Annotated in this window: 20 protein-coding genes; 5 read left to right on the top strand and 15 right to left on the bottom strand. The window is 43.9% G+C overall.

Annotation, left to right across the window (positions count from 1 at the left end; genetic code table 11):
• Positions 1–58 precede the first annotated feature (58 nt).
• The 6 genes from S4054249_RS24105 to tssJ are packed head-to-tail and all read right to left on the bottom strand — an operon-like array spanning position 59 to position 8,884.
• Positions 59–1,621, bottom strand: coding sequence for a TssA family type VI secretion system protein (locus S4054249_RS24105; protein ID WP_046357729.1), 1,563 nt, complete (start codon positions 1,619–1,621; stop codon positions 59–61).
• The gene (tagF, locus tag S4054249_RS24100) at positions 1,621–2,613 is read right to left on the bottom strand and encodes a type VI secretion system-associated protein TagF (protein ID WP_046357728.1); all 993 of its coding nucleotides are present in this window, start codon (positions 2,611–2,613) and stop codon (positions 1,621–1,623) included. Before tagF ends, S4054249_RS24105 begins: the two co-directional genes overlap by 1 nt.
• A 9-nt stretch (positions 2,614–2,622) precedes the next feature.
• Positions 2,623–6,348: a type VI secretion system membrane subunit TssM gene (gene tssM, locus S4054249_RS24095; RefSeq protein ID WP_046357727.1), complete on the bottom strand. Its 3,726-nt coding sequence runs from the start codon at positions 6,346–6,348 to the stop codon at positions 2,623–2,625.
• 4 nt (positions 6,349–6,352) lie between these two features.
• Positions 6,353–7,075: a type IVB secretion system protein IcmH/DotU gene (icmH, locus tag S4054249_RS24090; RefSeq protein WP_046357756.1), complete on the bottom strand. Its 723-nt coding sequence runs from the start codon at positions 7,073–7,075 to the stop codon at positions 6,353–6,355.
• Between the two features lie 15 nt (positions 7,076–7,090).
• Complete coding sequence (gene tssK / locus S4054249_RS24085) at positions 7,091–8,428, bottom strand: type VI secretion system baseplate subunit TssK (RefSeq protein WP_046357726.1); 1,338 nt, start codon at positions 8,426–8,428, stop codon at positions 7,091–7,093.
• Between the two features lie 3 nt (positions 8,429–8,431).
• Positions 8,432–8,884 (bottom strand): type VI secretion system lipoprotein TssJ, encoded by a 453-nt coding sequence (tssJ, locus tag S4054249_RS24080; protein WP_145925132.1) that lies wholly within the window; start codon positions 8,882–8,884, stop codon positions 8,432–8,434.
• Positions 8,885–9,374: 490 nt separating this feature from the next.
• On the opposite strand from tssJ, the gene S4054249_RS24075 reads away from it, so the two are divergent.
• The gene (locus tag S4054249_RS24075) at positions 9,375–11,450 is read left to right on the top strand and encodes a contractile injection system protein, VgrG/Pvc8 family (RefSeq protein WP_046357725.1); all 2,076 of its coding nucleotides are present in this window, start codon (positions 9,375–9,377) and stop codon (positions 11,448–11,450) included.
• A gap of 25 nt (positions 11,451–11,475) precedes the next feature.
• On the opposite strand, the gene S4054249_RS24070 is transcribed toward S4054249_RS24075, so the two are convergent.
• Entirely contained in the window at positions 11,476–11,892 is a 417-nt protein-coding gene (locus S4054249_RS24070; protein WP_046357754.1) for a BLUF domain-containing protein, read from the bottom strand.
• A 101-nt stretch (positions 11,893–11,993) separates the two neighbouring features.
• On the opposite strand from S4054249_RS24070, the gene S4054249_RS24065 reads away from it, so the two are divergent.
• Entirely contained in the window at positions 11,994–13,778 is a 1,785-nt protein-coding gene (locus S4054249_RS24065) for a sensor histidine kinase (RefSeq protein ID WP_046357724.1), read from the top strand.
• Between the two features lie 63 nt (positions 13,779–13,841).
• On the opposite strand, the gene S4054249_RS24060 is transcribed toward S4054249_RS24065, so the two are convergent.
• From S4054249_RS24060 to S4054249_RS24035, 6 genes are read right to left on the bottom strand one after another with little or no spacing between them, the layout of a single operon-like run.
• The gene (locus S4054249_RS24060) at positions 13,842–15,158 is read right to left on the bottom strand and encodes a sensor histidine kinase (protein WP_080928439.1); all 1,317 of its coding nucleotides are present in this window, start codon (positions 15,156–15,158) and stop codon (positions 13,842–13,844) included.
• Complete coding sequence (locus S4054249_RS24055) at positions 15,148–16,413, bottom strand: sigma-54-dependent transcriptional regulator (protein ID WP_046357752.1); 1,266 nt, start codon at positions 16,411–16,413, stop codon at positions 15,148–15,150. Before S4054249_RS24055 ends, S4054249_RS24060 begins: the two co-directional genes overlap by 11 nt.
• Before the next feature lie 60 nt (positions 16,414–16,473).
• On the bottom strand, positions 16,474–17,697 hold the full coding sequence (locus S4054249_RS24050; RefSeq protein WP_046357723.1) for an FtsX-like permease family protein: 1,224 nt from the start codon (positions 17,695–17,697) through the stop codon (positions 16,474–16,476).
• A 10-nt stretch (positions 17,698–17,707) separates the two neighbouring features.
• The gene (locus tag S4054249_RS24045; protein ID WP_046357722.1) at positions 17,708–18,997 is read right to left on the bottom strand and encodes an ABC transporter permease; all 1,290 of its coding nucleotides are present in this window, start codon (positions 18,995–18,997) and stop codon (positions 17,708–17,710) included.
• 9 nt (positions 18,998–19,006) lie between these two features.
• Positions 19,007–19,729, bottom strand: coding sequence for an ABC transporter ATP-binding protein (locus tag S4054249_RS24040; protein ID WP_046357721.1), 723 nt, complete (start codon positions 19,727–19,729; stop codon positions 19,007–19,009).
• A gap of 24 nt (positions 19,730–19,753) precedes the next feature.
• A complete protein-coding gene (locus tag S4054249_RS24035; RefSeq protein WP_046357720.1) occupies positions 19,754–21,022 on the bottom strand; it encodes an efflux RND transporter periplasmic adaptor subunit in 1,269 nt (422 codons plus the stop codon).
• A 440-nt stretch (positions 21,023–21,462) separates the two neighbouring features.
• Between S4054249_RS24035 and S4054249_RS24030 the strand changes: the two genes are divergently transcribed.
• The gene (locus S4054249_RS24030; protein ID WP_046357719.1) at positions 21,463–22,029 is read left to right on the top strand and encodes a hypothetical protein; all 567 of its coding nucleotides are present in this window, start codon (positions 21,463–21,465) and stop codon (positions 22,027–22,029) included.
• Between the two features lie 55 nt (positions 22,030–22,084).
• Positions 22,085–22,651 carry a hypothetical protein gene (locus tag S4054249_RS24025; RefSeq protein WP_046357718.1) on the top strand — a complete coding sequence of 189 codons (567 nt, stop codon included), beginning with the start codon at positions 22,085–22,087 and terminating at the stop codon, positions 22,649–22,651.
• A gap of 111 nt (positions 22,652–22,762) precedes the next feature.
• On the opposite strand, the gene S4054249_RS24020 is transcribed toward S4054249_RS24025, so the two are convergent.
• Both S4054249_RS24020 and S4054249_RS24015 read right to left on the bottom strand, forming a co-directional pair.
• A complete protein-coding gene (locus tag S4054249_RS24020; RefSeq protein WP_046357717.1) occupies positions 22,763–23,227 on the bottom strand; it encodes a hypothetical protein in 465 nt (154 codons plus the stop codon).
• A 21-nt stretch (positions 23,228–23,248) separates the two neighbouring features.
• The gene (locus S4054249_RS24015; protein ID WP_052961108.1) at positions 23,249–23,887 is read right to left on the bottom strand and encodes an NAD(P)H-dependent oxidoreductase; all 639 of its coding nucleotides are present in this window, start codon (positions 23,885–23,887) and stop codon (positions 23,249–23,251) included.
• Positions 23,888–24,380: 493 nt separating this feature from the next.
• Here S4054249_RS24015 and S4054249_RS24010 point away from each other — a divergent pair, with 493 nt between their 5' ends.
• Complete coding sequence (locus tag S4054249_RS24010; protein WP_046357716.1) at positions 24,381–26,558, top strand: fasciclin domain-containing protein; 2,178 nt, start codon at positions 24,381–24,383, stop codon at positions 26,556–26,558.
• The last annotated feature ends 19 nt before the right edge of the window (positions 26,559–26,577 follow it).

Below are 26,577 nucleotides of genomic sequence, written 5' to 3'. Positions count from 1 at the left end.
GCTCTTCCCTATTGTTACTCTTTACGCTTTCCATAAAGAAAGGTCATCGTGTATCGATTTACACCCAGTCGATCGCTGAGCTCACTTTGGTTACCAATAGCTGCGATTCAATGGCAGCCACTTGTAAATCAAATTCATCTCCTTGCGTTTGAGACATCTCCTCAAAGCATTGCTTGGCGTAGCGCCAAACGTCCATTGCAAAATCCTCTTGCCACAAATCAAGGCGATGGGTTTGAATATCTGACAGCAATTGCTGAAAAATCGGCACTGCCAAGCTGGCTCGTTCGGCTCTCAGTAGCAGTCGCCCTTGATGAAGGCGTGCACAAGCTTTATCAAAGGCCGTGCTCATCGGCTGGGTATCTATCAGCTGCAATGCTTTTTTTAGTTCGTTATTATCTACCAGCTTTTGTGCTTCACTCATCGCCGCCTGCCACTGCTGCTGGCCAGCGTCTTGGCTTTGTCCGCCTTGAAACAGCGCGTGTTCTTGAATGCGCTCACGATTTGCCGCACTGCAAAAATCACTGCCGTCTTCATATTTAAGTTGCAACAATTTAGGAAATTGCTGCGCAATTGCCGCTAATTGCAGCTCCAACCAGCCTTTTAAAATGGACTTTGATAGCCCTGCCAACGCATCCAAGATGAACTTTTGTAAGTCCAAATTAAAATGCATGGCACCTTCCATAAACAGCGCCTCCGCTTTTGCCAGCGCTTCGGTATATTCTTCGTTTGCCAGCGCGTTTTTTATTGGTGCAAAAGCGGTTTCTCGCGGTGCGGGCAAGCGTGTTTTTAAATTATCGTCATGAGGCGGTAAGGCCAATGCGCCCCAGCGCACTGCGCGGGCTAGGTGCATAGCTCTTGGCCAGTTTTGCTGCGCTCTGTCATGCTTTAACAAGGTGCGAACCTGCGCCATATAATCGCTGTCTGAGTCTATTGCTTGCGTTGTCACCTTAGGCGGTACAACAATAGGCTCTGCCGCCTTGGCAGCTACCGCCGCAGGCTCAGGTTCAGCGACAGGCGTTGGCTGCGCTTGCGTAACTGGTTTTGGTTCAGGCTTAGGTTCTGGCTTTGGCATCGGCTGACTGATCCTGCCTTTTTCACACCACGCCCCTAAATCAGCCAAAGGACCAGCTTGGTCATCTAAAAATGGCACAACCTCTTTGGCATAAGTTTGCAATATTTCATCGAGTGTTTGCCAATGCTCAGGGGTCGTGCCGCCAATGTTATCCGCCACACTGAGCAAACGCTGCTGTTGCTGTAAGAACCACGTATGTACTGATGCCCGCGCTCGCGGCTTTTCAGGGTACAGGGCATTATCAAACTGCTTTACCAAGTCATTGAACAGCCTCAAGCTGGGCAATAAACCATTGATCCCGAACTCTTGTGTGGCTGCTAAACACAAATAAGATGCCACCCGTAAATCTTTGGTTTTTTCAGCCAGTAACTTACTAGAGATGATAAATATCTCTTTAAAATCAACTTCTGACGCGCCTGATGACGAGGCTTTCACACATTTAAAGTCATCGTCATAGCGCACATCTTCACCGCACTTATCTGGCTCAAATCCGCTCAGAAGTGCGCTGCTCCATGCTTGCCAAGACGGATAACCATGTGGTTGTGTCATTACACTTTGCTCCAGCTACGCAAGGTATCAAATACACTCATATTGGTGGCTTTTGCCAGCTCTAATGCTTTGCTTGATACCGGCTGATTGTCATTGAGCTTGGTAAAATCCATCACCGTTGAGCCTGTTGCTAAATCAAGCCAAACCGATGCAAAAAAAGAGGCGGGCACAGGTCGGCAATACACCACCAAAGACGCTGAGCAGCTGAGCTGTCCAAAGTTATAAAAGCACCATGGCTGCCAATGATTATCTGCCACTGTATTGGTGATCAAATGCAGCCAAAATGCGGCGACCAGCTTGCTGTCATCACCTAATTGTGGCATCGGTAACTTGATCCCAAATTGGCTGCGTTTGCAGCCCTGCGCCGATAAGCCTTTAAGTGCATGCATCAACTGCTCAATGAGTGCACCGCGCTGCTCAACAGTCGATAAGCCCAGTGCAAACCAGATGCGCTCAATGGGTTGCTTTCTTAGCGCTTCCATCGAGGTATTAAAGTCCAATTCCTGATCGCACATCTCACCTAAAGGCTGTAACTCATGTGCTGTTTTTTGCATCATCTCTAAAGAGCTCGCACTTTTGATCAGCTCATGATTTAAAATTAAAGAGCGAATAATGTTAAAACGTTCATACAATAAAAACGCCGGATGCGTTTTAAAGTCCGCATTACTACACAAAATAAATGAGCTAAATGGGTACTGCCTGCCGCTTTTGTCTTGGCTTGGCTGCAATACTCCCATCATGCTGTTGTCAGCCTCACCACCGGCAATAAAAAACAGCGTTGTCAATTGGTCGTCAAAATGGCTGTCGCCTTGCAACGCACTGCGGCACACATGGGCGTAACCCTCTTGCAGCCAGTGATCCATATTGATGGCTTCACGCGAGTCTACGTGGTACTTCACAAAATCGGCTTGTATCGGGCTTTTACCCATAAAGCCAAAAGGCAAGCTCACGGGTACCTTGTTAGGTTTTTTATTGGAAAAAAAGCTGAACATACTCATCCTTTACTGCACCTGCTTTGCTGCTTGACTGGCCAGTTGCACACGGCCTGTGAACAAGGCTTCTGGCAAGGCAAAAGACGACATAAAGTACTTGCTGAAGATACCGCTATTGCGACTAGATTTAAGCGCTACCTGTACCTGAATATGTTCAGGCGCTTCGCTGCTTTCTTCTTCAGGCAATAGTAACTCCCACGTCGCCATATACTCTGTGCCTTTAACCCATTTAACACGCGCTTCGTTGAGTATTTTCAATAGCGCCCATGGGCCGTCTTTTTGGATCTCGATCCGATTACCTTTGCGATCCATGCCATAGATGGTGGCCTTTTCTGCCCCTGTTCTTGCGGGCCAAGTAAATCTGCGCCACTCTTCAGGTTCGTTGCGATAGCGATAACTTTGGTCGCTGTAACCTATGTAGGTTTCACGCACACCACGCTGCGCAACAGGCATCATTTGGAAACTGATCCCCACTTCAGAGCCCTCTCTTGGGAACAATGAACGCGTTACTTTGCGCGCCTTGGTCAATTTATCCAATACGGGCTTGTCAAAACCAAGACCGATGCCATTCCAAGTTTTTTCTACCCACACACCGCGTTTAAGCTTTAAAAACGGTGCCAAGTTTGCATCCATAAATTCCCAAAAAATACCGGAGTCGCGATTAAGTAGCTCAGAGATGTCCTCAACTGCGGCATCTGGCCCAGTTAAGTTAAACGGGTATTTACCTTTAAGGTTGTCCTTGTAGCTGATATACACATTGTTGTACCAACGGTCGTTCAGCTGACTTCTTGCTTCGTTCATTACGGTTTGCACACTGGCTAATAGCGGCGCTTTTAATAGTCGCTCCAGCACTTGCTTACTGTCTGGGTCAAGCGCTCTCACTTGGCTTTCTACCACCACCCACGCACTTTGCAATGCGTTCTCTTTGTCTTCACCCGTTAATAGCGAGCGTGAAAATTCCATCGCCATGAAGTCATCATCATTACTGGCTGCGATGTCTTTGATATCCGAGTGGAATGCACTTAATGCACCTAAATATTGCTGCAGATAATCTGAGATCTGTGTTTCCTCAGAGACCGAGGTATAGCGTCTTAAATCCGCAAAACGCTGTGCCAATTCAGGTACTTTTTTGCTGCTTAAGCTTTCAAGCCCTTTGCTGTTGCCAAGCAAGGTATCTGACTTCACTTTATCAATGATTTTCTCACTCACCCCACTGAGCTTTTCAGGCTCTTGTAGCGGCGCATTACTCAAGTTAATGTTGGCGTCTATGGCCTTCATTAAATCCACCAGAGGCCCTTGCGTAGAAGACAATTGCCCTAATGTTAGGCTGGCTGCGTTGCTGGTATTAAATGGTCTTACTTCAACTGCATTAATAAAATCAAACCACGCCGTGGCGTACTCTTTAAAATATAAAGCCCGAATAGCGCTGGCCAGTTCATTGGCTTTGGCTTCATCAATGGCGCCTTCAGCACCTGCTTGCTCAGTCCCCATCACCCAATCGCCAGAAAAAGCAATGTTTGCGCGACGCTTTATCTCGCTGTATACCTCTGATTGCCATGCCTTTTGAGTAAAGACATACGGCACAGTCAACTCACTTTTCAAAAAGGTTTTATTATTTTGGCTCATCATTTGATCGAGCGTCAGCTCAGGGTTGGAAACGGAGACTTTGTCCTTGATCTGCCCATAGATCACTTCAGGCTGCGGATCTGTGGTTAAGTTGGCTCTGGCCTGTGCAATGAGGTGTTCCTGTGAAGACCATACATCCAGCCCTGGCGCTTCAGTGTCTTGGCGTAATTGCGCGATGTAAAAATGAACCAAAGCACGCATCTTCTCTGTGGTTTGCGCCGTTTCATCCGCCTCGATATCCAACTCTAAGCGCTGTGCCACCATGCTCAAAATCGCATTGCTCACAAACGCATGATCTAAACGCGCAAACTCATCACTCATCATCAGCTGAAACTTCATCAAGTTGTAATAGCTGTCTCGCAGTTGCGGTTCGACACGTTTGATCACTTGTTGTTCAGCAATTTGTAAGTCTTGCCACTGGGTATGTGAACTGGCCAAAGCTGTTGCAATTTGCTGTGCTGCAGGTCCACCAATTAATGATTGCACGCGCTGCTGCAAGATATGTTTTATCGGTGCCTTGGTGGTGTCAGCTGAATACACCCCCAATAGAAAGTACCAAGGTAACGTCTGCTCATACGCCTCGAGTGTTTGGTAGTGCTCAAACAACGCCAACACGGCATTAAACTGCTCAACCTCAGATTGGTGTTCCACGCTGGTGGCAATCACGTGCTTACTCAACAGCTCACCGGTATCAAGCAATTGCGTGTTATGGGTATAAGAGTTAAACAACAACCCAGACATCAAGCCAATCGCTGTGATGCTGGTGCAGATTGCCAAGCCTTTGACCCATTTTTGTATCTTGCGCTTTTTTCGGTTGCCTTTAGTGAGGTCTTGCAATTTAAACATCACGTCATTGAAGACTTTATTGACAAAAAATGCGCTGGTTAAACTTTGCTGACGGTACTCAAATAACACGGAGCGGAAGGTCGCCAGTTTGGTTTTAGAGCTGCGCTCAATGGGCACCCCTTCTTGCGTGCCTGAGGTAAAATAGACGCCCGCAAACCAAGGGATCTCTTGGAATGGATTTTCTTTAAATAAGATCTCAACAAACTCGCTGACCTTATCAGATGCCGCTTTAAACTGATTTGGAAAGTCGTAAATAAGCTGTTTACGTTGAGTATCGCGCTCGCGCGTCATCTTGACTAATCGCTGCTGACACAGTCGCTGATACATGCTTTCCATTTCAGCATTAAAGGTGTCGCACGCTTCATCGCTGGTTGGCGTTTGATTTTTGTCCAGCAAGTAAGCGCCCCACGGCTGCAAGCGCTCTTGCTCTGATAACTCGTTAAAAAACGGCTCAAACCCGCTAACTAAATCGGTTTTAGTAAACACGATATAAATCGGAAAAATAATTCCAAGTTGATTGATAAGTTCATCAATACGAGTGCGAATTTGCTTCACATGGTCTCGTACTTGTTCAGTATCAGAGGTTAAAATATCCGCGATGCTGATGGCGACCATCACACCATTGATGGGTAACTTAGGACGGTTTTTCTTAAGCAATTTTAAAAACGACAACCACTGCTCTTTGTCGCTCTCTTCAGTGGTATAACGGCCTGCCGTATCAATTAAAATCGCTTGATCTGAAAACCACCAATCACAATTGCGCGTACCGCCAAAGCCCTGAATGTGCATTTGATTCGATTTAGAATAGGGGAAATGCAGTCCAGAATTAGCAAACAAAGTGCTTTTACCGGTCGCAGACGGGCCGATGATCATATACCAAGGCAGCGCGTATAACGCCGTATTACCACGATATCCAGCGCCGAGGTGAGACGCCTTTAATGCAGCCAGAGCGTCTTGCATCTTTTCTTTAATTTCTGCCACTTCCGCCTCAGAACTGGCATTGTGATTAGCCAGTTCTGACGCCAACTTATCACCAGAGCGCTTTGCCCAAAGCCAACGCACAAACAGCACCAGCATGAAGACGACAAAAATGCCACCCATCAGCCAAAGTCGCTGATCAACACCCCCTAAGCCAATGAAGCGACCGCCGAACCAAGCCAAGCTTAGTAGGGCAAAAAGTCCTATCCATTTGGCTGTTGCTCGTGAAGAAAAGAAATTAAGTAAGAGGTGAATTAAACCACTTTTATTAACTGAACCCGCCATAGCACTACCTAATATTCCCTGTTTTTTCTAACTGCGTTAATACAGCAACCTGCTGCTCAAGCTCAATAAACTGCTCGTCTGCTTTGCTTTGCAAATATTGGTGAAAGCCCAAATACATCAACAGCAACACCGCCACGGTGATACTGAAGATCACCCAGTAAGGAAGCCTTCTGCCCAATTGCGTCACAACATGCTCAGCAGGCATGCAGGTGTCTGATAAATTCAGCGGTACTTTGCCTGATAACTCTTCCAACTGGGCGCGCACATCCAACATCAGGGCTTTAAGCTGCTCTACACCCTTAATTTTATAAACCCCTTCAAAACCCAGCTGCATACAGACGAAATACACTTCGATAACCGCACGTTTGCTGGCACCGGCTTGACGGATGTGAGTCAGCTTTTCAAAAAATGCTTCCCCAGCTCTTGAATTACCAAACAGCTCAAGCTGCAGAGGACGAGCCATCCAAGCCATTCTTGATTCCATTTCAGAGGCCATAATTTGCTCATCAAGATAGGCTGTGAGTGCAAATTTGGCTTCTTGCATGTCACTTGCGGTGATCCCATTGGCGTAACAATCGCGCTCAAATTCATCAAAGGCATTCAGCGCTTGCTCACGCAATGCCTCGATGTCTGTTGACTGGCAACCCCCTTGCCTGACCGAATGCACTATGTCTAGCACGGGCGAAATACAGGCCAATAATTCAGTGTGTGTTGATGTCCTTGTCATAACCGTCATTCACTCCTATTTGGTCACGCTCACCAATTCAATTTGTACGCTTTGCAAGCTATATGGCACAAAGATACGCAATGAAAGCTCTTGTTTTATTTGCGCCCATGCCGCACTAGAGGCATTGATCTTGAAGTATTCATAGCCGCCTTTGAGTGACACCTTGCTGGGAGGTCTTTGGCAGTGGGTCAGCTCAGCGCCGCCCAGAGCTGATGCGATCAGTATTTCAATTTGTGACGATGCCGCCACTTTCACTTGGTCGGCAAACAGCTCTATCCACTGTGTTGATTCGTGTTCAAAAAATGCCGCTAAATAGAACTCATTATTTCTAAACTGATCGGCTTCAAAGCCAGTGACTTCAAACATCGAGTCAGAGAGCTTTTCAAGTGGTAAATTAGCGGAGCGCTTAGTACTAATACTGCCGATAAGCTGTTGTATTTGAGATTCAAAATAGCCAAAAATTTGTCCCAAATTGTCATGCTGATAAGGCGGTATATCTATCTGTTGTTCTGCTTCAAAATGCGCTAACTGAGTCAGTAATGTACTCATGGCAATGTACATGTCTTCTGGATGGGTATACTGGGACAACAGTAAGTGGTTCAGATAAGGCATATTTGCAGACATGGCTTGTAGCAGCATAAATTGCTTTAAATCGCTGGGACCAAAATCTTCAACGACGCCCATCTGTGCACGACTTGATTGCAGCGCTTGATACTTGGCGTTTAAAACATTACCTGCACTATTTAGCCGAGAAAATGTCGGTGCATGAACACGCACGTTAAGTAGTGAGGGCACAAAATGTGTATCAAATGCAAACTCGCCTTGCTCATTGGTTATCACCTTTGCACACTGCAACTGTTCAATAAAGCTTTGGCTGGATGAGCTTTCAATTAACATTAGTTTGGGCTTGGCCACCATGACCTCTTTGCCTCGTGCAGGGTCATGCTCATCTTGTAGTTCGACAAATTCACATTGGTAGGCACTGAGTTGGCCATTTTGCGGATAACCTTTTATGTCACTCACTGCGTGATTGGTTGCCAGTGCTAAACTCAGCGTCACAGATTGCTGACCGTCATCGAGCTCATAAGTGAGCGCATCTGAGTCAGTAAACGACATTTCGATTAATCGACCACTTTTGAAAATAACGCTGACAGCCAATAGTTTAACCACGCCTTTTGCAATAGCGCTTTCATCAAACTGCAGGCGATAAAATCCATAAGGCACTTTTTGCGATAAACGACTACGCGCAGCCATTTCACTTTGCAAGTGCTTATCCAAGTGCTGAAAGTGCTGCTGACTCAACATCACACCTTCAGCCCACACTGGCTTAAAAGACAGGTTATCGAATATCATGAGCTAGTCTTCCGCACCCGGTACATGCAATGCATTGCTTTGGACTTCGATATCAAGCGACGTTGATAATGGTACTGGCCAATCGTTTAGGTCGTAGTAGGTGCGCCATTTACCATCGGTGCGCTCACGAAATAGCGCAACAAAGCCAACATACTTAGCAGAGTCAGCTCGCTCGAAATTGATTTTTAGGCGTTCAGAAGGGTTAATGGTGCGCTCTTCAACCGTGATCAGAGAGCTGGCCAAAATAGACCTATCTTCTTTCCAAAGTTGTTCAAACGTCGCGTTTCTAAAGGCTTGCACATCAGTAAGCTGATATACCTTTAACACCACAGGCAATGGCTCATCAAACTTATTTAAGTTTATGTTATCGGTCGCCTGAACATCTAATTTAACCTGAGTTGTCATACATGCAGACAAACTTAGCAGCGCCACAAAACAGACCATCAACCTCGCCATGATTTTATTCCTTGTAGTGAATTACGTAAGTTTTATTGTTTTGGTACAGGTGTTCACAACTGTGAATGATGTCCATTGAAGCCCTGCGGCATAAATGGCCTTAAATAAGCGGGTTGCAATTCGTCTTGCTTATAAACCGCAACTAAACACCTAGCTTAAACTTCAACATCAAAGCTTGATTAAAATCAAAAAGCAGTAATAAAGAACCATTTATTGTTAATATATTGATTCATTAATTACCCACACCTGTACCCTTGCCAAAAATCGACACAGACAATACATAAAATAAATCTCCAGATCAAACCATTTAATCAAAAATAAAATATTTGATTAACAAAAATACGTACTTTATGATCAAAAGAAAACTTAAATCATGAGCTTAACTCATATTAAAGCGTTAAAAACACGGTTTAAAAACAAACTTAAATTACAAAAAAGTTACATTTAAGTGAAGCATAAATAAAAAACTTCAACGATTAAGGATAGAAAAATGGCACAAACAAGGATGCAGATATATGGACTGAGTCATCAAGCTTTTGTTACAAACTTTGAATTAACCTCATGTATTAGTGAGTTTTTTTTATTAAACGCCAAAATAGAGTCTAAACTCAAAATTGATAATGATTTAGTATTAGGAAATACTGTTACTTTTGAAACAATGCATAAGGATGGTAAGAGTACATTTTTCACTGCAACCTTGAGCGATTTTTCAGCTCAGCATGTGCACTCACAGCTTTACCAATATCAGCTTACGCTCAAACCTAAGCTCTCAAGGTTGGTCGACTCTCACCACAGCCGCATTTTTGTAAACTCCGATGTACGCTCTGTTATCCAACAGCTACTGATTCAAGCGGGCTATCAAGCCGATCAAATTGATTGGCGGCTGTCACATCCTCTCCCTTTTGAAAAAATCAGAGTGCAACCCCTTGAGCAAGACCACCAGTTTTTACTTCGAACCTTGCAGCAATATGGGCTGTTTTACTGGTTTGAGTGCACTGGCTTAAACGAGAAAGTGGTGATCAGTGACAGTAACCTCAACTCGCCTTATGTCAGCCGAACTCAGTTAAGGCTGCGCAGCAGCGATGGTATAGAGCGCAATAACACCAGCCAGCATGTCGGCTTTTTTGAATTTAATCGAGAAGTTGCATGGCATTTAGAGGGCAGTCAAGTTCACCAATCCACCAGCCCACCAAGCACAGGAACGAGTGTCACAAAAAATTACTTTGAGCCCAATTTAAATGCACAAAGCACTGTCCAGTTAAGCACAGATTTTGAACTCTCCGCACGCGCTAAAAATGATGTGCTGCGCCTCACAGGTAATGTGCCTGACGCCTTACCTGGGTATTCATTCTCACTCGTATGCAATGCCATTGGCCAAGTCAGTGGAGATTACTTGTGCATTGAAGCAAAGCACATATTCAGTGCAGGTAGCAGCGAAGAGCCAGATAGTGCCCGCCATCATTGCACGATTACCTGTATTCCTCGTAGCAACCCATTCAAGCTCCCCATCCAACCAAATTTACCAAAACCTATGGTATTTCGCGCGCATGTGGTCACCGAGCAAGCAGGCAATGACCCGACTCAAGTGGCCCTAGATAGCAACGGGCACTATAACTATAAACCCCAATATGCAGAAGATATCTCGGTTGTGCCGCGCGCAATTAAGGCACTCACACGCTATGCCTGCAGTGGCCAAGCTCAAGCCACAGGCTGGCATTTTCCACTCTTGCCGAGCAGCCAAGTACTCATAGGTTGCATCAATAACGACCCGGACAATACATTTATTATGGGATTTGCCCCCGACCAGCAGCAAACCAGTTTGGTCACCAGTCAAAATGCCGAACACAATATCATGCAAACGCGCACCGATAACCAACTGCTTTTTGATGACAATGAGCGCACACCAAAGGTGCTGCTCAAAACCCTCAACGGCGAGCAGCATATCGAGCTAAACAGCGACCGCAGCGCACCTTTTATCCAAATAGCGGCTCAACAAGGCGCAATGACGCTGATCAGTGCCGATGACTTCACCATCCAAAGTAGTCACCGCATCAAAATGCAAGCAAGCGCAAGTGCGCAGCTCAAATCAAAAAAAGCCGTCGCTATGCGCACAGATAGAAGTACCATTGAAACGCACAGCAATAGCACTCAAAATCTTACCGGTAGTAAAATAGAAGCCAGCGCGAATACCCATAGCAGCATCAAATCAGGGAAACATATAAATTGCGTCATTGGGCAAGACTGTAACCTTGAGAGTGTCGGTGGCATTGTGCTCTGTGCGCCTAATGGTAGCCAGGTGATCCACGGGGACGATGGTATCACCATACGCGGCCTGGGTATGGGTACACTCGGTCTGTATAGCCAAGGCGCTTCTATCACCCTAGATACCAGCGGTAATATCGATATTATCGCGTCAAAACTACTGACGTTAAAAGGTAAGGCCGCAACCATACTAGATGGACCGGTAGAGTATGACTTTGAATCACCGCAAAGCCCTTCTGAGTCTGAAGAACCCAGTATTTCTGATGTCGAAGATAACAGCCGCGTCAGTATTCGCGATATATAGACCTGTGCGGTACAGGGTGCCGCCATTATATTTCAGTTTGAAAAGCTGCCATATCCACCAAAAAAGAAATGGCTTGAGCTTGCGTCATTTGCTCCGGATCGAACTCTGTTTGGCCATTTTTTCGCAGTAACTCATAAAAAGACTCAGATCCCCCCGCATAGCCCATTTGCCACTTTGCAAATGTGTGTTCAGACACTTCGTCATAGCTTATAATGGTGGCTTCTTCATGTCTCGGGTCATCCGCAATATCTAAGTAGAGCTCATTTACCGTTTCTCTGTCTCCCTCGAGTGCTTGTAAAAAAAACTGGTTTTCAAAGCACAACATGCCACACACCTCTAATTCGTCGTTATTCGAGCGCGCGGTTTGTAAAATATTACGTAAATCCGACAAACTCATACTACGCGATGCCTGACTGTAATAGACCAATCTCACTAGCTTCATATCCATACACTCCTAGTCTTCTTCATTGCACATGCCATTACACAGAAAGTGTAATCATTGGCTATAGTTATCAAAATTACAAGGCAAGAACCGCAACGATTATGGAAAGACAACAGCAGAGCGTTTTACACGTTGGGCCGAATTCTGACGCCCTTGATGCGCTATTAACGCAACGTAATTATCAACTCGAAGTCACCGATAATCTCAGAGCATGTAAAAAACTCATCCGCAAAAAAAAGCCTGGGTTAATTATTTTTTATGTTGAAGACACGGATTCGGAAGCACTTGCCGAGCAGGTATTAGAGTATGTGCGCATTGGCTGCCAAGATAAAGACTTAATCTTCATCGTTTCACACCCACCAACACGCATGCCTGATGCGCTGAGTTGGATTGAGAAGTATGATATTTCAAGCTTTATTAGCTTGGCACCAGATAAAAGTGAATTTAACTTAAGTGTGATTGAGCGTAACCTCAAAGCGTGGCAACGTTTAGAGCAGATCAATGCCCAACACAAAGCTGAGAGCGATCTGTTGATGAGTGTGGCGCACTTACATCGTAATAATAACGATATCAACGAGGTTATGCTGACCTTTATGCGTTCATTGGCCAACATAGCCTGTGCCACCACCCATTGCAGAATAAAAATCAGCAATCAAAACGAAGGCACATTAAGTCATGTTTGGCCTGAACAACCAACGCTTGAACAGGTGTTGTCCGGTGTTTTCGCGCTACCAGCCTTACCCGCTTATTTAGCGCGCTCTTTAACTGAGAAAAAGCCCCAAATAGATTTACTGCCAAGCGACGATGCTTTTCAACCACTCAATCAATTACTCGATGCAAAACTTAGCAGCTATTTAATATTTCCCATTGTTGTCTACGATAAAGTACTTGAAATGATGGTGTTTTTTATAGATGAACACGCCATGGAGTCCGTTTCAATGCGACAGATAGATGTCGTTAGCAAAGCAGCCGAGCAGCTTACTATTTTACTTGAGCGCAAAGAATCTGAAAGACGCCTTAAAAAACAGTGTAACCGCTTAAAAGAAGCGCTACTTGAGCTAAAAGAAACCCAAAACCAACTCGCACACAGCGAGAAAATGGCCACCGTTGGTCAATTTGCCGCAGGTATAGCCCATGAGATAAATAACCCTTTGTCATCTGTATTGAGTAATTTTGGCTCAATGGACAATTATCTAGATAGTATCCTTAATTTACAGAACCTACATGACCAATTTTTAACTGCTGTAGAAGGCGGTAATCAAAATGTGGGGGCAAAACTAAAAAGCCAGATCTCAGACTATAGAGGTCAGTCTGACATCGACTTCATTTATGATGATATTCGCGAAATAGTCGCTCAATCCCAAATGGGGTTAAGTCGTGTCAGCGACATTATCAAAGATTTACAGTCATTCACTGTCGTACAAAATCAACACCACAGTAAGCTAGACATACAAGCTATATTCAATCAAAGTCTGTCATTACTACAGGGCCACAACAAGTCCAATATTCAGGTCTCGCTCAACTTATCTCACACCTGTCAACCTGTCTCCAACTCTGGATTTGTTCAACAGATCTTAACCAACTTATTGAAAAATGCGTTTCAGGCAATAGAGCAAAACCAGCATGAATCTCCCTATGTGGAAGTCACCACTCAAGAAGCCGATGACATGCTACTTATCAAGGTAAAAGACAATGGGCCAGGCGTGCCACCCGATATCCAAGATAAAGTGTTCGACCCGTTCTTTACCACCAAAGCAGTTGGGCAAGGCAGTGGGCTTGGTTTATCTGTCAGTTATAACCTCAGTAAGCGTTTAGGTGGTCAATTAACCTTGACCTCTGATGGGCACACACCTACTCAGTTTACTCTGGCGCTACCAATAGACTAAACAGCGCCATTTTGGCGCTTGCCTGTTGTAAAATCGGGTATGGTTGCCCTATATGGCAACAATTTAGTGCGCTTTTGTCGACACGGTATAAGGTAAAGATACGCTGACGACAACGCCACTGGTGGCACAATTACGAAACGCTAATTTGCCTTGGTGCGCATCAATTATTTCTCTACATAATGCCAACCCTAGCCCCGTCCCTGCATGTTTTGTGGAGTAAAAAGGCAGTAACGCATTCTCAAGCACCTCAGGCGCCATGCCAGCGCCGAAATCTCGCACTTCAATGGTTAAGTTTTGCAGCTCATGATCTGCAAAGCTGACCTGCACCGCTGGTGCATCAAGCTGCTCACTTTGCGCTTCATGGGCATTTTTCAAAATATTGATAAGCACCTGCTCTAACTGATGCTCATCTGCATAAATCGAGGTTTTAGGTAACGCTGTAGTCAGCTCAAATGGATATAGCGCATTTAGCTGTTCCACTAAAACAGGCCAGTTAATACATTGTTTATTTGGCATTTTTAACTTTGATAACTCGCCATACCCTTTTATGAACTCATTAAGGTGCGCGATGCGACGGGAAATAGAACTAAACACTCTATCTAATCTTGGCTCAGATAAGTTTTGTGCCAATAATTGCCCTGAGTGGCACATGGAACTGATCGGTGCAATAGAGTTGTTCAATTCGTGGCTGAGTACTCGGATCACTTTTTTCCATGTTTGCACTTCTTGACGCCCAAGCTCATGGGTGATGCTTTTTAGCAGGTAAAGCGTATGGCTTGCCTGATGAATACGCACAATGGACTTAGCCAAGTGCCAAGCTTGCTCATCACCGTTTTGATCGTTAAGGGTAAAAATACTCTCTCCGCTATTTTGCAAGGCGTGCGCAAAGTCATCATCTAGTGTTTCACTGATGTCATGCCAACTGTGGCCTAACAAAGAACCCCCTTCTTTAAACATGAGTTCGGCGGCGCGATTGGCAAAAATAATTTTATGTTCAGGGCTGACCAGAAACGTGATCACAGGAGAGGTGTTGAGCACTTTATCAAGTAACATCTCACGTTGATAAAGATGCTGGCGTTCCTTTCTTAGTTTTTCAGTACATTGATTGAATAAATTAAACACGCGGTCATAAGTTGGATCATTTTTGGGCGCGATACTAACCGAAAAGTCACCATCGATCAGGCTCAAAAACCCCTGTTCTATACTGCGCTGAATATTGGCCTGAGTTTGGTTGTAAGCACGGTACAAATACCCGGTAACAGTAAACAGTACCATACCTAAAATCAGAAATATCCAAGGATATGACGGCCCATAGAGTGCTGCGGCTATGGTAAATGTCAGCTGGCCAATAAAAAGCAAAGCAATCACTTTACTCATCATGCTTTTCCAATTTGAACTTTTCAATACGACGATACAGAGTTTGACGGCTGAGGCCTAACTCTTGTGCCGCGTGCGCAATCGTCCAGTTATGCTTCTCGAGTACCTGCTGCATGTGCTCTTTTTCGCTCAATGCAGTTGTCTGCTCATGTCCTTGAAACGCACTGACATCCACTTGATTTCCATCCGCAAAAATCAACGCACGTCGACAGCTATTTTCCAGCTCTCGAACGTTACCTGGCCATGTTTGCTGCATTAAAAAGTGCTCAGCTTCTTTGGTAAGCATATGCTCCACACCAATAAAATGTTGAGCCAATGGTATAATATCTGCTTTGCGTTTATTGAGCGGTAAAATTTGCAGCTCCATTCCATTGAGGCGATAGAATAAATCTTCTCTAAACGCACCGCTTTTAATGTCGAGTATTAAGTTGGCGTTGGTAGCACTAATGACGCGCACATCTACCTTTTGCGTCACATTGGAGCCCAATCGCTCAAATTCGCCGGTCTGCAGCACGCGTAATAGTTTCATTTGGCCTGCAAGTGGTAAGTTGCCAATTTCATCTAAAAATAATGTGCCGCCATCCGCAGCCTCGAAACGCCCTGCCCTTGCTTGGTTTGCGCCAGTAAACGCGCCCTTTTCGGCACCAAATAATTCAGCTTCCATAAGATCCTGAGGGATAGCGCCCATATTCACTTTAATAAATGGCGTATTCGCACGCTGCGATTTATGGTGGACAAAGTCAGCCAATTTTTCTTTACCTGAACCATTAGGTCCAGTGATCAACACGTTGATGTCCGCCGCGGCCACTTTAGTCGAGGTAAAGATAAGCTCACTCATTTCTCTACTTTGATAAATCAATTTACACTCAGGGGTAGACGCAGCTTGCACTGATATATTTTCTTCGATTGCTTCTAGTAGCTTCTTATCATCCCAAGGCTTGGGGAGATAATCTGCTGCACCTGATTTGACTAACGTAATGGCAGTTTCTAATTGGCTCCAAGCGGTGATGATAATGATGGGTAAAGTGGGGTTTAGCTCTTTTAATGTGCCAAATAACTGCTTTCCTTCATCCCCTGATGTGGTCCCTTCACTGAAGTTCATATCTTGAATGACCAAATCCACTTTTTGTCGAGAGACGGTCAAAATGGCATCTTTAACGTTAGTGGCCGTCAATACAGTATAATTGTGAATGCTCAGCAATAAATCTAACGCATCTAAAATATCAGGGTTGTCATCGACAACAAGAATTGTGTTCATAACCATTTAAATACCATGTAGTGACCGTTTTACTGGCCACTACATGTCTTTCCTTAATTTTTATAACGTGCGGGTTGCAACCACTGGCGCTATTTTTGTTGTTTTCCATGCAGGCAACCAGGTTGCCGCAGTACCAGATATAAACACGATGATAACACAAGACAAATAACTGATAACATCTGGTTTTGGTATCACAATGACTTCTGCCAATAACATATTCACTGCAATCACACTCGCAACCCCAAGTAGTGCAGCAATGCCACTGACCAGCCAATTTTCGCTCAACACATAGACTAATACATCTTTTTTCCGTGCGCCCAATGCGCGTCTAATACCAATTAAACGCTTTTGCTTAGACACGTGAAAGTGTGCATGAGCAAAGCAACTTATCATGGTCACCAACAACATCATCCCGGTCAGCAAACTAAATAAGGTTGCTAAACTGCTCGACTCTTTAAAATAGTCACTGTGATGTGCTTCCATGGTCAGGATCTCTCGGATCTCTCGTTCAGGATGTACTTGCTTAATTGCCTCAGTGATCGCCGTTTTAGTCTTTTGTATATCACCTGAGGTGACTTTCACCATATATATTAAGCGTGATTGCGCACGCGCCATATTTCTAAACGTAAAGATGCCATAATGTGGACGTAGACTCGATGGCCTAATTGCAATATCTGACACCACGCCAATCACTCGCCCTTCTGAGGTATGCTTGCCAACCGCGCTTTCTCCCGGGTAAAGCGCCTCAGCTAAACTACGAGTTAAAATGATATTGGCTTCAAAGTCATAATTGTCTAAATAGCCTCGCGTTGCGTCATCATCAAAAGTGAAGTCTCGCCCAAGGTGCATTGGTGCGCCGAGCAACTCAAAAAACTGCTCACCAACATAATACATTGGCACACCACTAAACTGCCTTTCTACTGGTACATCTTCTGGATGATCCGCATCTTCAATAGAGTGAAAGTTACCCCCTTTCATCAGCGGTAATTGGTTAGTAAAACTCACCGTTTCAACCACATCAAGTTTATTCAATGCCGCCATATCTTCATCTACAACAGATAGAAAGAAGTTGGCATCTAAAAAGGCTTCGGAAGTTGGACGGACCTGAAATACCAATACATTTTCCATATCAAAACCCACATCTCGGGCTAATTTTTCATTGGCTTCGATACTCAATAATAAACTGTTACAAGCCAGTCCTATGGTTAAAACAAGTTGAAAAACAAGCAAACCTGTTGCAAATTTACGCAGCAACATGGATTTAAATAATGCTTTTAGATTCATAGTGCACTCCTTACTTCAAGATGCTAGCTAGCGGCGTACGTGCGCCCTGCACAAGCGGATATATGGTACTTAACAGGCTGGAAATCAGTGCGACACCCACACCAATCACTATCATGTGTAGCGGCAATTCTGCTACAGGTGCCAAGTCTTCGAATAACTGACGGTACAAAGCCAATAAACTCATGGCCAACACCAAAGATACCAAGGCACAGGTGATCCCTAAAATCACACTTTCTATCACGCCTTGATAAAATACTTGCTTGCGACTGGCACCAACCGCTCGACGCAAGTTCGCTTCAAATTGCCCAGCCTGAAAGCGAGATAACATCAAGCTGTTGGCATTAAAAATACACACCAGCAGAAAGATACCCGTGGCAAAAGTAAACGCTAAAAGGTCTTTATTGACGACTTCGTTCTCATCCAACCAAGCGTTTACATCATAAAGTCGGTTATCCACTTCATGGCGGTGATTACCTTTCTCTTTTTGCTGCTGCGCATAGCTATCAATAAAGGTTTGAAAAGCCAGGCGCTGCTGCTCATCTATCAACTCAACAAAGGTCTGAATATAATACGCATTGATCTGTCTCGTTTCACTCAGTACTGAGTAGCTATCTGTCGATAACGCTCGTGCATAGATGGCCCAGTTGTTGTCTATAGCCACTTCAATAGGCACAAACAAATCGTCAGTTTCATCAAATGCTTTTCCTTCAGAGGCATGATAAAAGAGCGGCCTCATATACCAAGGTTTCAATACTCCGACAATGTTATAAATTTTACCTTGTAGCTCAACTTGCTTGCCGACACTATTCTCGCCACCAAATAAGGTCATGTTGAGCTTATGGCCAATCACAACCTCTGTACCATGCTCATTTTCCCACGCTTTACCATGAGCAAACTCAGCGCCCATCATGTCAAAAAATGAAGCGGTGGTCGCTCGTGTATTACTTGAGTAGCGAGTCAAATCTTCTGAGTCTGCGCGGCGACTATAGACATGAGTTGCATAGTGCATGGTTGCATTTTCTGCGACATCGGCATCCAGTATCGCTTTTGCATCACCGTATCTGAGCGTGTGCATGCTACCAAAGTTATTCGTTGAACCTGCGTAAGTATTCATATTGACAATGAATATTTGATCACTTTTACCGGGTATCGGGTCTTGTGACATCAAAGACAGCATAGATAAATTAGCCAACAAGGTGCCGATCCCAATCGACAGAGTTAAAATAATCAGGGAAAAAAACAGCGGTGTGCGTTTAAAGTTGCGCACGCATAGCTGCACATAATAAGAAAACATATCCATGTTTACCTCCTAAGCCACTGGCTGGTTCTGATTTATGATTGGTGCCTGCTCAACTGGCGCATAAATGCTGTAATCCGTGATTTGACCATCAATGATTTGTATATTGCGGTTCACTTCTCTGGCTTGATCTGGGTCGTGCGTGACCATGATGATGGTACTGCCTTCTTTATTAATGGTTTTTAGCAAGTCCATGATTTGCCTTGCCATTAGTGAATCAAGGTTACCAGTCGGTTCATCAGCCAATAAAATCTTAGGTTCCCCTGCCAGTGCTCTTGCAATGGCAACTCGCTGTTGTTGACCCCCAGACAGCTGACTGGGTAAATAGCTATGGCGACTTGATAATCCGACCAGCTCAAGCGCATACTCAATGCGATTACGTCTTTGCTTAGCACTTAAGCCACGATAACGCAGTGGCATATCCACGTTATCGTAAATACTGTAGTCTGGGATCAGGTTATAGTTTTGAAAAATAAACCCAATTTTTTCGTTTCTCAAACGCGATAAGTCATCATCTGATAGCCCTTTAACAGAAGTGCCATCCAAGACATACTCCCCCTCGTTAAACTCATCAAGTAACCCCGCCACATTCAAAAATGTCGATTTACCAGAGCCTGATGGGCCAGTCACCGCGACAAACTCTCCGGCATCCACTTGTAGGTTAAAGTCACGTAACGCATGCGTTTGAATTGTTTCGCTGCGATACACTCTGCTGATATTGTTCATTGAAAGCATAATTAAATCCTTAATTCTTGTTGTTTATTTTGAAATCTTAAAAGTTTGGCTTTGGCTAAATGCGTCGTAATCAGAAATGATGATTTCTTCACCTTCTTGAACGCCGCTGATCAATTCAACGTAGTCGACGCTAGACACTCCTATTTTAATGTCACGTAACTGAGCCATTTGATCTTGAATGACGAAGGCTTGCTTGCCTCCAAAGCTTGATAAAAACGGGCCGCGCTTGACTTGCAGTACCTGCGCTTTTTTCTCAAACTCGATGCGCCCATTTACGCGCTGATTCTGACGTAGCGTTAAATCACTATTAGCATCAATTTTCACACGCACCGCAACTTGATTTTGTTGGATCTCTGGAGACACCGAACTCACAGCCCCCTGATAAGATTGCCCGCCAAGGGAAATCTCCACATTAAGCCCTATGCCTAAATCATCCGCATAGAATTCTGGCACCTGTAACTCAGCTTCATATTCAGATAAATCCACAATGGTCATTAGTGCTTGAGCATCTGCAACTTGCTCTTTTTGCTGAACTAACCAACTTCCCACTACACCAGCAACTGGTGCACGGACTTCCAGAGCTCGTTGCCTGCGCTTCAATTCGTCGAGAATTTGCGTTTGACGCTGAACCGACAATGCTCGCGTTTGTGCCTCAAAATCTAGGCGCTTTTTAGCCATGGTGACACGCTTTTGCGCATGCTTGTGCATCAATTGAGCCTCAAGGAGCGTATCTTTACTGCGAGCAAAGTCCAACTCACTGATCACTTGTTTGTCATAAGATTCTTTGGAGCGACGCTGCTCACGCTGCGCTGCATTTAAACGCACTGTCGCCTCATCTAAACTGCGCTCTAGTTCAAGTTGCGCTTCATCATCTGCTAATAAACCTCTATTAGACTCCAGCTGTAACTGAGTAAGCAACGAACTTTGCTGATCAATCTGTGCATCGAGTTCTGGGCTGTGGATTGTTGCCAGTAACGCATCTTGCTCCACCTTGTCCCCAGGTTTAACTAACAAGGTCGCCTGGCCGGGTTCCGGACTGTAAACTTGCGGTGCATTGGCAGCCACTAAACGTCCAGAAACTGACACATCTCTCACTAAATCTTTTTTAATCACTTTGGATGTAACCAACTGCGCGTAAGATACCGTTTTAATACCTGAGTACCATTGGCTAATTGCAGGGATAGACAATACGGTGACCAGCGTCATCAATACCGCCGAAACAACGAATTTAAGTTTACTTGAACGCTTGCTTGGCGCGATGACTTCATCCTGGGACTGAGTTCCTTTAATCATTTTATAACACCTATTGATTTCGATACTCAGATATAAGCGAGGACAATGCCAACAATCAAAATAAAATAAATACATGAATTATATAGACTTTTAAAAAACCCAATTGTCTCTAGTGTCCGAATGGACACCCAAGCTGTCCAAAAGTGTCACAGTGACACGGGTGTGGACACACACTGTCCATATCTCAATGTTGGTGAAGACACCTTAAAGAATACACTGGGCTCTTGTCTTGATATTCTTTCATAGCAACCCTAATCACTGACCTAGAATCGAGCAATACATCCAAGCTCACTTTGTTAACTAGACGTAATAAAGTGTAATAGAAATTTATATTGCCCAGTCTAAGCTCTGAATTGTTTACACAACCCTGAAATAATGCAAGGGACCTCTACAGACAGGTAAGTCTCTATTATTTTGAAATCAAACTTGAGGATAAAATGATGGCTAAAGTATGGACGATTAATGTTCAGGTAAATACCTTATATATGAGTCAACTCAGTGGCACTGGTACTTGGGAAAATCCCATTGGCAGAGGTCAATATTTTAACGACAATGTAAGAATGACCGCCGTTAGTAATGACCCTAGCGACAACGTGCATGTAGGTAATGACAATGACTTTGTACTCACTGTGGGTGCAGATGACCAGATTCGCTGGCAAATCAGTGAAATGAATCCAATCTTCGGAAACCACAGAAGCGTCGTAATGTACGGCTTTGCAAAAGGAGATAACTGGGATAATAACCTAACACCGCCAGGGCTAGATCCTGTAGAAGTGACCTCTGCCGTATTATTAAATGGCTTTGATGCAACTTCTCAACCAAGTGGCGAGTTTTTAAGAACCGACAATGTCGACTCATCGGTCCCACACACGACCGTACGAGCAAAAGCTAAAAGTGCGACCATCAACTATCACATGAAAGTTTTACTGTTAGATACCAGTGATATAGAAAACCCAACCATCTCAAAGTATATTCAAATTGATCCAAAGATTTCTATTCAAAAATAGTTAAGAATCGTGTGCTCACAGTGAGTGTGAGTACACGATTATATTGGGTGCTCCAATGACAAATTGGCTCGTTAATATCTACATTAATGATGGTTTTTTTTCTACTTTAGAAGGCATCAGTTGTTGGTCTACCCCACTGTTGATACCTAAAACTGTCCACGTTCTTATGGAAACATGTGCTATAGATGACCAAGGTAACTGTCAAATTTTTCATGAAAGTGAATTACTCTTACCGTCTATTGGGGATACGATAACTTGGTCACTCAAACCTATTGGTAATAGTCGCAATTCAGCGCGTTTAATATCGTGTATCTACCGACTACAGTGGTCAAAAGGCAATGAGAAAAAAACATCTGCTATTACAAAGCTTTGCACGAATTATATTGCCTCTCTTAAATGTGGTTTTGATGCAAAGCAATCACCACAATATCACCATATTACTTTAATGAAGCAGGTGCATCCCATCCCTACAATGACCATTAGCTCCCCTTACCAAAATGAAGAGTTAAGATTTGAGCTAGATTTCATGCTACTTCGTCCCAATGGCGATGCTCAGCCTACAATCATGCATTACTGTAAGCTAAAACAAGTATTATTTATCCGTACACTTCCCAATAATTAAACGACCATATAGCGGTGAACTGTAAAACTTAATATGTTCGATTCATCACTTTGAAACGTTTCATATTACAATTCACTCATCCTCTTTGATGAGGGTGCAGGGACTATCTGGTCAACCATGATGTCGTCGTATATGTTTTATCAACCCCTTATTATTGAACTCTAGCGACACTATATTGGTCTTGTTATATTCAATTTCGCTATCCAAGTGGGCTGGTTTCACCTTGCCAGACTCCCGCATTTTGATAAAAACAACATTATGTCCGACCAAGATATCAAGAATGTCAATTTTACTATGAACAACTTTGTCTTTTAACTTAGCGAGCATGTCTTGGCGCAGTTTAGCTTTATCTGTGTAGGTAAAACTATATTTCACATGCTCATCAACAAATTCATCTGCAAGTAGCGCCATAAAGTTGTCGATGTCTTTTACTGTGGATGTGGGTTGTTGGCGAGCATTTTTGGCTGACACAAATGCGTTTGCCTTGGCGATGATATCATCATGAGTCAGCGCAGCCTGAGAAAAGGCGATATTAGGTAAGGCAATGGCGACTAAAATGAGCAAGTATTTATGCATAATATTTCCTTATTACGTAATCTAATCTTCGACAAGCTTAATATTATTCAATGTTGTTTTTAGATATGCTTCATAATCTTGCAATAGCATTTGACGCGCTTGATGACTTTTTTGCTGAACACCATGAGCGATAAAAGGTGATATTATCTCCCACTTCATAAAACCAAATATATCTTGGTAAAGGCCCTCAATCTTTTTTTGATAGTAATCGATTTCACCTTGATCAGATGCACCACCTGTTGTAATTGAATACATCACTTTCTTTGGCTCAAGCGTAGCACTTTGCCCATAAGCGAACCCTGAGGTTAATACACGATCAATCCAGCCTTTTAAAATGGCAGGAAACGACCACCACCAAAGTGGAAACTGCAAAATTAATAAATTACATTCGGAGAGTTTCTGTTGTTCTGTGGCAATTTGCTCAGTAAATTTATTGTTAGCAAGCGCATATCGCTGTGCTTTAGCCAAATTGAACGTTTCTTGTGTTCCTGCATAGCCCTCTACATCTGTTGGCCCAGCTATGGCCTCAAACTGATCCGCATACAAATTAGATTCACTATAGCTAATACCCAAATCAGTGAGCGTCTGTTTTGCAACTTCGTGCAGCGCACAGTTAAACGATAACACTTCAGGGTGCGCGACGACTAAATGAACCCGCATTACACCTCCTCCTTGTATTAAATAAAATTACATTGCTCGTTATCTGACTAGGCGTCCTGCTAATAGTTCAATTTAGGGACATTTGATATCAACTCATAAGCGATAGCTTAAATATAAGATTAAAAATAAAATCAACAATACTTAATTCGATAGTTCTACATCGCTCAATTTAGCAATTCCCCTTAGCCCTAAAAAGGACCTGATTTATACCGCTACTCCCAAATTGTTTACAACAGCAAGGTGCATTTCATCATCTAAATCGATTCTATTTAAAAAAAACATATATTTTTTTGTCTGAAAATTATTTTATATTTTCCTCATAAAACATTGAAAATTTAAATAGCAAAAGCATTAACTTAGCGAGGGAACACGTCAATTACTCCACTCGATATTTAAACCATCAAAATCGCAAATAGTTGAACAACACGAAACTTTTCTTGATCTGCTTGCGACTTAAGTGCGTATTGCTGGAAAATTAGCCACTCCAATGGAGATGATTGTGAAAGTACTTACAAAATTGGCACTTGTTGCCGCCATAGGCCTGTTGTCTGCTTGCTCAGATGATGATGACCCAGTAACGACACCAGAACAACATCAACCTGAAACGTCAGTGTATGACGCAGCTAAAGCCGCGGGTTCTTTTACCACGTTGGTTGCTGCGCTTGACGCAACTGGTTTAAACGCAACACTAGATGATACAAACAACAAATTTACAGTGTTTGCACCAACTGATGCCGCATTTGAGATATTAGGAACAGACACAATTAACGGTTTGCTTGCCGACACTGATACTTTAACTAAAATTCTGACGTACCACGTGCTCAACGCTGAAGTAAACGCTGAAACAGCCATTTCTTTAGCGGGCCAAACAACAGCAACTGTTAATGGTGCTAAAATAGCCCTTTCACTTTCTGGCGATAACTTACTGATAAACACAGCCACCGTTACACAAACAGACATAAAAACTGACAATGGCATCATACACGTCATCGACGCAGTATTAACTCCGCCGACAGATGCGACATCGACCCAAAATATTGCAGAAGTTGCTACCGCAGCTGGTAATTTTACAACATTGCTAACAGCCGTTGAAACAGCTGGACTCACTAGCGCACTGACAGGGTCGGACCCGCTTACCGTGTTTGCACCAACAGACGCTGCCTTTGCTGCGCTGGGCACAAAAACCATCAATACATTACTCGCCAATCCAGAAGTGTTAGGAGATATCCTTAAACAACACATCGTCACTGGCAATGTTGATGCCATTACAGCAATGTCTTTGAATGGAAAAAGTGCGACAACTCTGCTTAATAACCAGCAAACCGTCACGATTGATACAGCGTCGAATATGCTAAAATTTGCAGGCGTCACAGTCACTCAAACCGACATCGCTGCTTCCAACGGTGTCATACATGTACTCGATGCGGTCGTTGTTGGGGATGTCACGGTGCCGGATTCACTAGGTCTGATCCCTGAAGTGGCAACTGCGGCGGGTTCATTCAATACGCTGGTAAACTTGCTCGGCGCAACAGAGTTAGATCAAGTCCTGTCAGATCCGACTGTCAAATTCACAGTTTTTGCACCAACTGATGCTGCATTTTCGGCACTGGGTCAAGAGACGCTAGATGCGCTTGGAGCAAATACGGAGCTTTTAAAAGATATATTGCTATACCACGTGGTATTAGGACAAAGCGTCATGTCTGATGCCGCATCTGCTATCGCATCTTCAGAATCAAATATGGTCACAATGGCGAATAGCGATATGGCAGCGCTAAGTACAGTCGACAGTAAACTCTTTATTGATGATGCTGTTATCAGAACTGCCAACGTGCAAGCAGATAATGGCGTTATTCATGTACTTGATAAGGTCATTATGCCGCCGGCGGACAAAGTCGAATCAGAGAAAACCATTGCTGAAGTAGCCGCTGACAATGACGACTTATCAACCTTAGTTACTGCGCTAACCACGGCTAATTTAGTAGAAACACTTTCAAATAAAGAAGCTACATTTACAGTGTTCGCACCGACAAATCGAGCTTTCCAAAAAATACCCGCTGATACGCTTAATGCCTTACTCGCTGATAATACAGGACTAACTCAGGTACTCACTCAACACGTGCTTGGACTTGAAGCTTCGGCTCTGACCGCATTAAAGTTAAATGGTAAGAAAGTAGACACCCTTGCGTCAAACATGCTTGATATCAGAGTCGTCGATTTTGCAGGGACAACCAACACCCAAACGGATGCTGTCGGTTATGACCAGAGTAAGCAGATTTTGGTCGCTGGTAATGGCAGCGAAAAAGCTGGATTCACACTTTATACATTTGATAATGACCTAACCTTCGCGCAGAGCCAGTGTAACGATGCCTGCGCAACTGCATGGCCTCCCGTGATTGCCACAGAAGCACAAATCACAAATATACCTGGCCTGTCGCTAGTCGCTCGACAAGACAACTCGATGCAAGTGGCTTATTTAGGCCGCCCATTGTACTTATATGCTGCCGACACTGCAGCTGGCGACATGATGGGTAGCAGTATAGCTAACTGGTCTCACGTCATGTTACCAACTTCTGGGCTGCAAGTTGAGGGCAGCAACGTGATACAAAAAGACATTTATACCGCCAATGGGGTCGTACATTTAATTGATACTGTTATCACCTCGGTAGACTAAATTACCCTTCCTTTGAATT

The sequence above is a fragment of the Pseudoalteromonas luteoviolacea genome, from assembly GCF_001750165.1.
In the GTDB taxonomy this organism is placed as follows: Bacteria; Pseudomonadota; Gammaproteobacteria; order Enterobacterales; family Alteromonadaceae; genus Pseudoalteromonas; species Pseudoalteromonas luteoviolacea_G.
This window is presented reverse-complemented; position numbering and strand designations above follow the sequence as displayed.

Coding starts and splice junctions, on each gene's coding strand:
- S4054249_RS24060 (WP_080928439.1), bottom strand. CDS start 15,158: ATGATGAGTAAAGTGATTGCTTTGCTTTTTATTGGCCAGCTGACATTT.
- tagF (WP_046357728.1), bottom strand. CDS start 2,613: ATGTTCAGCTTTTTTTCCAATAAAAAACCTAACAAGGTACCCGTGAGC.
- S4054249_RS24035 (WP_046357720.1), bottom strand. CDS start 21,022: ATGATTAAAGGAACTCAGTCCCAGGATGAAGTCATCGCGCCAAGCAAG.
- tssK (WP_046357726.1), bottom strand. CDS start 8,428: ATGATATTCGATAACCTGTCTTTTAAGCCAGTGTGGGCTGAAGGTGTG.
- S4054249_RS24045 (WP_046357722.1), bottom strand. CDS start 18,997: ATGGATATGTTTTCTTATTATGTGCAGCTATGCGTGCGCAACTTTAAA.
- icmH (WP_046357756.1), bottom strand. CDS start 7,075: ATGACAAGGACATCAACACACACTGAATTATTGGCCTGTATTTCGCCC.
- S4054249_RS24070 (WP_046357754.1), bottom strand. CDS start 11,892: ATGAAGCTAGTGAGATTGGTCTATTACAGTCAGGCATCGCGTAGTATG.
- S4054249_RS24050 (WP_046357723.1), bottom strand. CDS start 17,697: ATGAATCTAAAAGCATTATTTAAATCCATGTTGCTGCGTAAATTTGCA.
- S4054249_RS24025 (WP_046357718.1), top strand. CDS start 22,085: ATGACAAATTGGCTCGTTAATATCTACATTAATGATGGTTTTTTTTCT.
- S4054249_RS24020 (WP_046357717.1), bottom strand. CDS start 23,227: ATGCATAAATACTTGCTCATTTTAGTCGCCATTGCCTTACCTAATATC.
- S4054249_RS24030 (WP_046357719.1), top strand. CDS start 21,463: ATGGCTAAAGTATGGACGATTAATGTTCAGGTAAATACCTTATATATG.
- S4054249_RS24055 (WP_046357752.1), bottom strand. CDS start 16,413: ATGAACACAATTCTTGTTGTCGATGACAACCCTGATATTTTAGATGCG.
- tssM (WP_046357727.1), bottom strand. CDS start 6,348: ATGGCGGGTTCAGTTAATAAAAGTGGTTTAATTCACCTCTTACTTAAT.
- tssJ (WP_145925132.1), bottom strand. CDS start 8,884: ATGGCGAGGTTGATGGTCTGTTTTGTGGCGCTGCTAAGTTTGTCTGCA.
- S4054249_RS24065 (WP_046357724.1), top strand. CDS start 11,994: ATGGAAAGACAACAGCAGAGCGTTTTACACGTTGGGCCGAATTCTGAC.
- S4054249_RS24105 (WP_046357729.1), bottom strand. CDS start 1,621: ATGACACAACCACATGGTTATCCGTCTTGGCAAGCATGGAGCAGCGCA.
- S4054249_RS24075 (WP_046357725.1), top strand. CDS start 9,375: ATGGCACAAACAAGGATGCAGATATATGGACTGAGTCATCAAGCTTTT.
- S4054249_RS24015 (WP_052961108.1), bottom strand. CDS start 23,887: ATGCGGGTTCATTTAGTCGTCGCGCACCCTGAAGTGTTATCGTTTAAC.
- S4054249_RS24010 (WP_046357716.1), top strand. CDS start 24,381: ATGATTGTGAAAGTACTTACAAAATTGGCACTTGTTGCCGCCATAGGC.
- S4054249_RS24040 (WP_046357721.1), bottom strand. CDS start 19,729: ATGCTTTCAATGAACAATATCAGCAGAGTGTATCGCAGCGAAACAATT.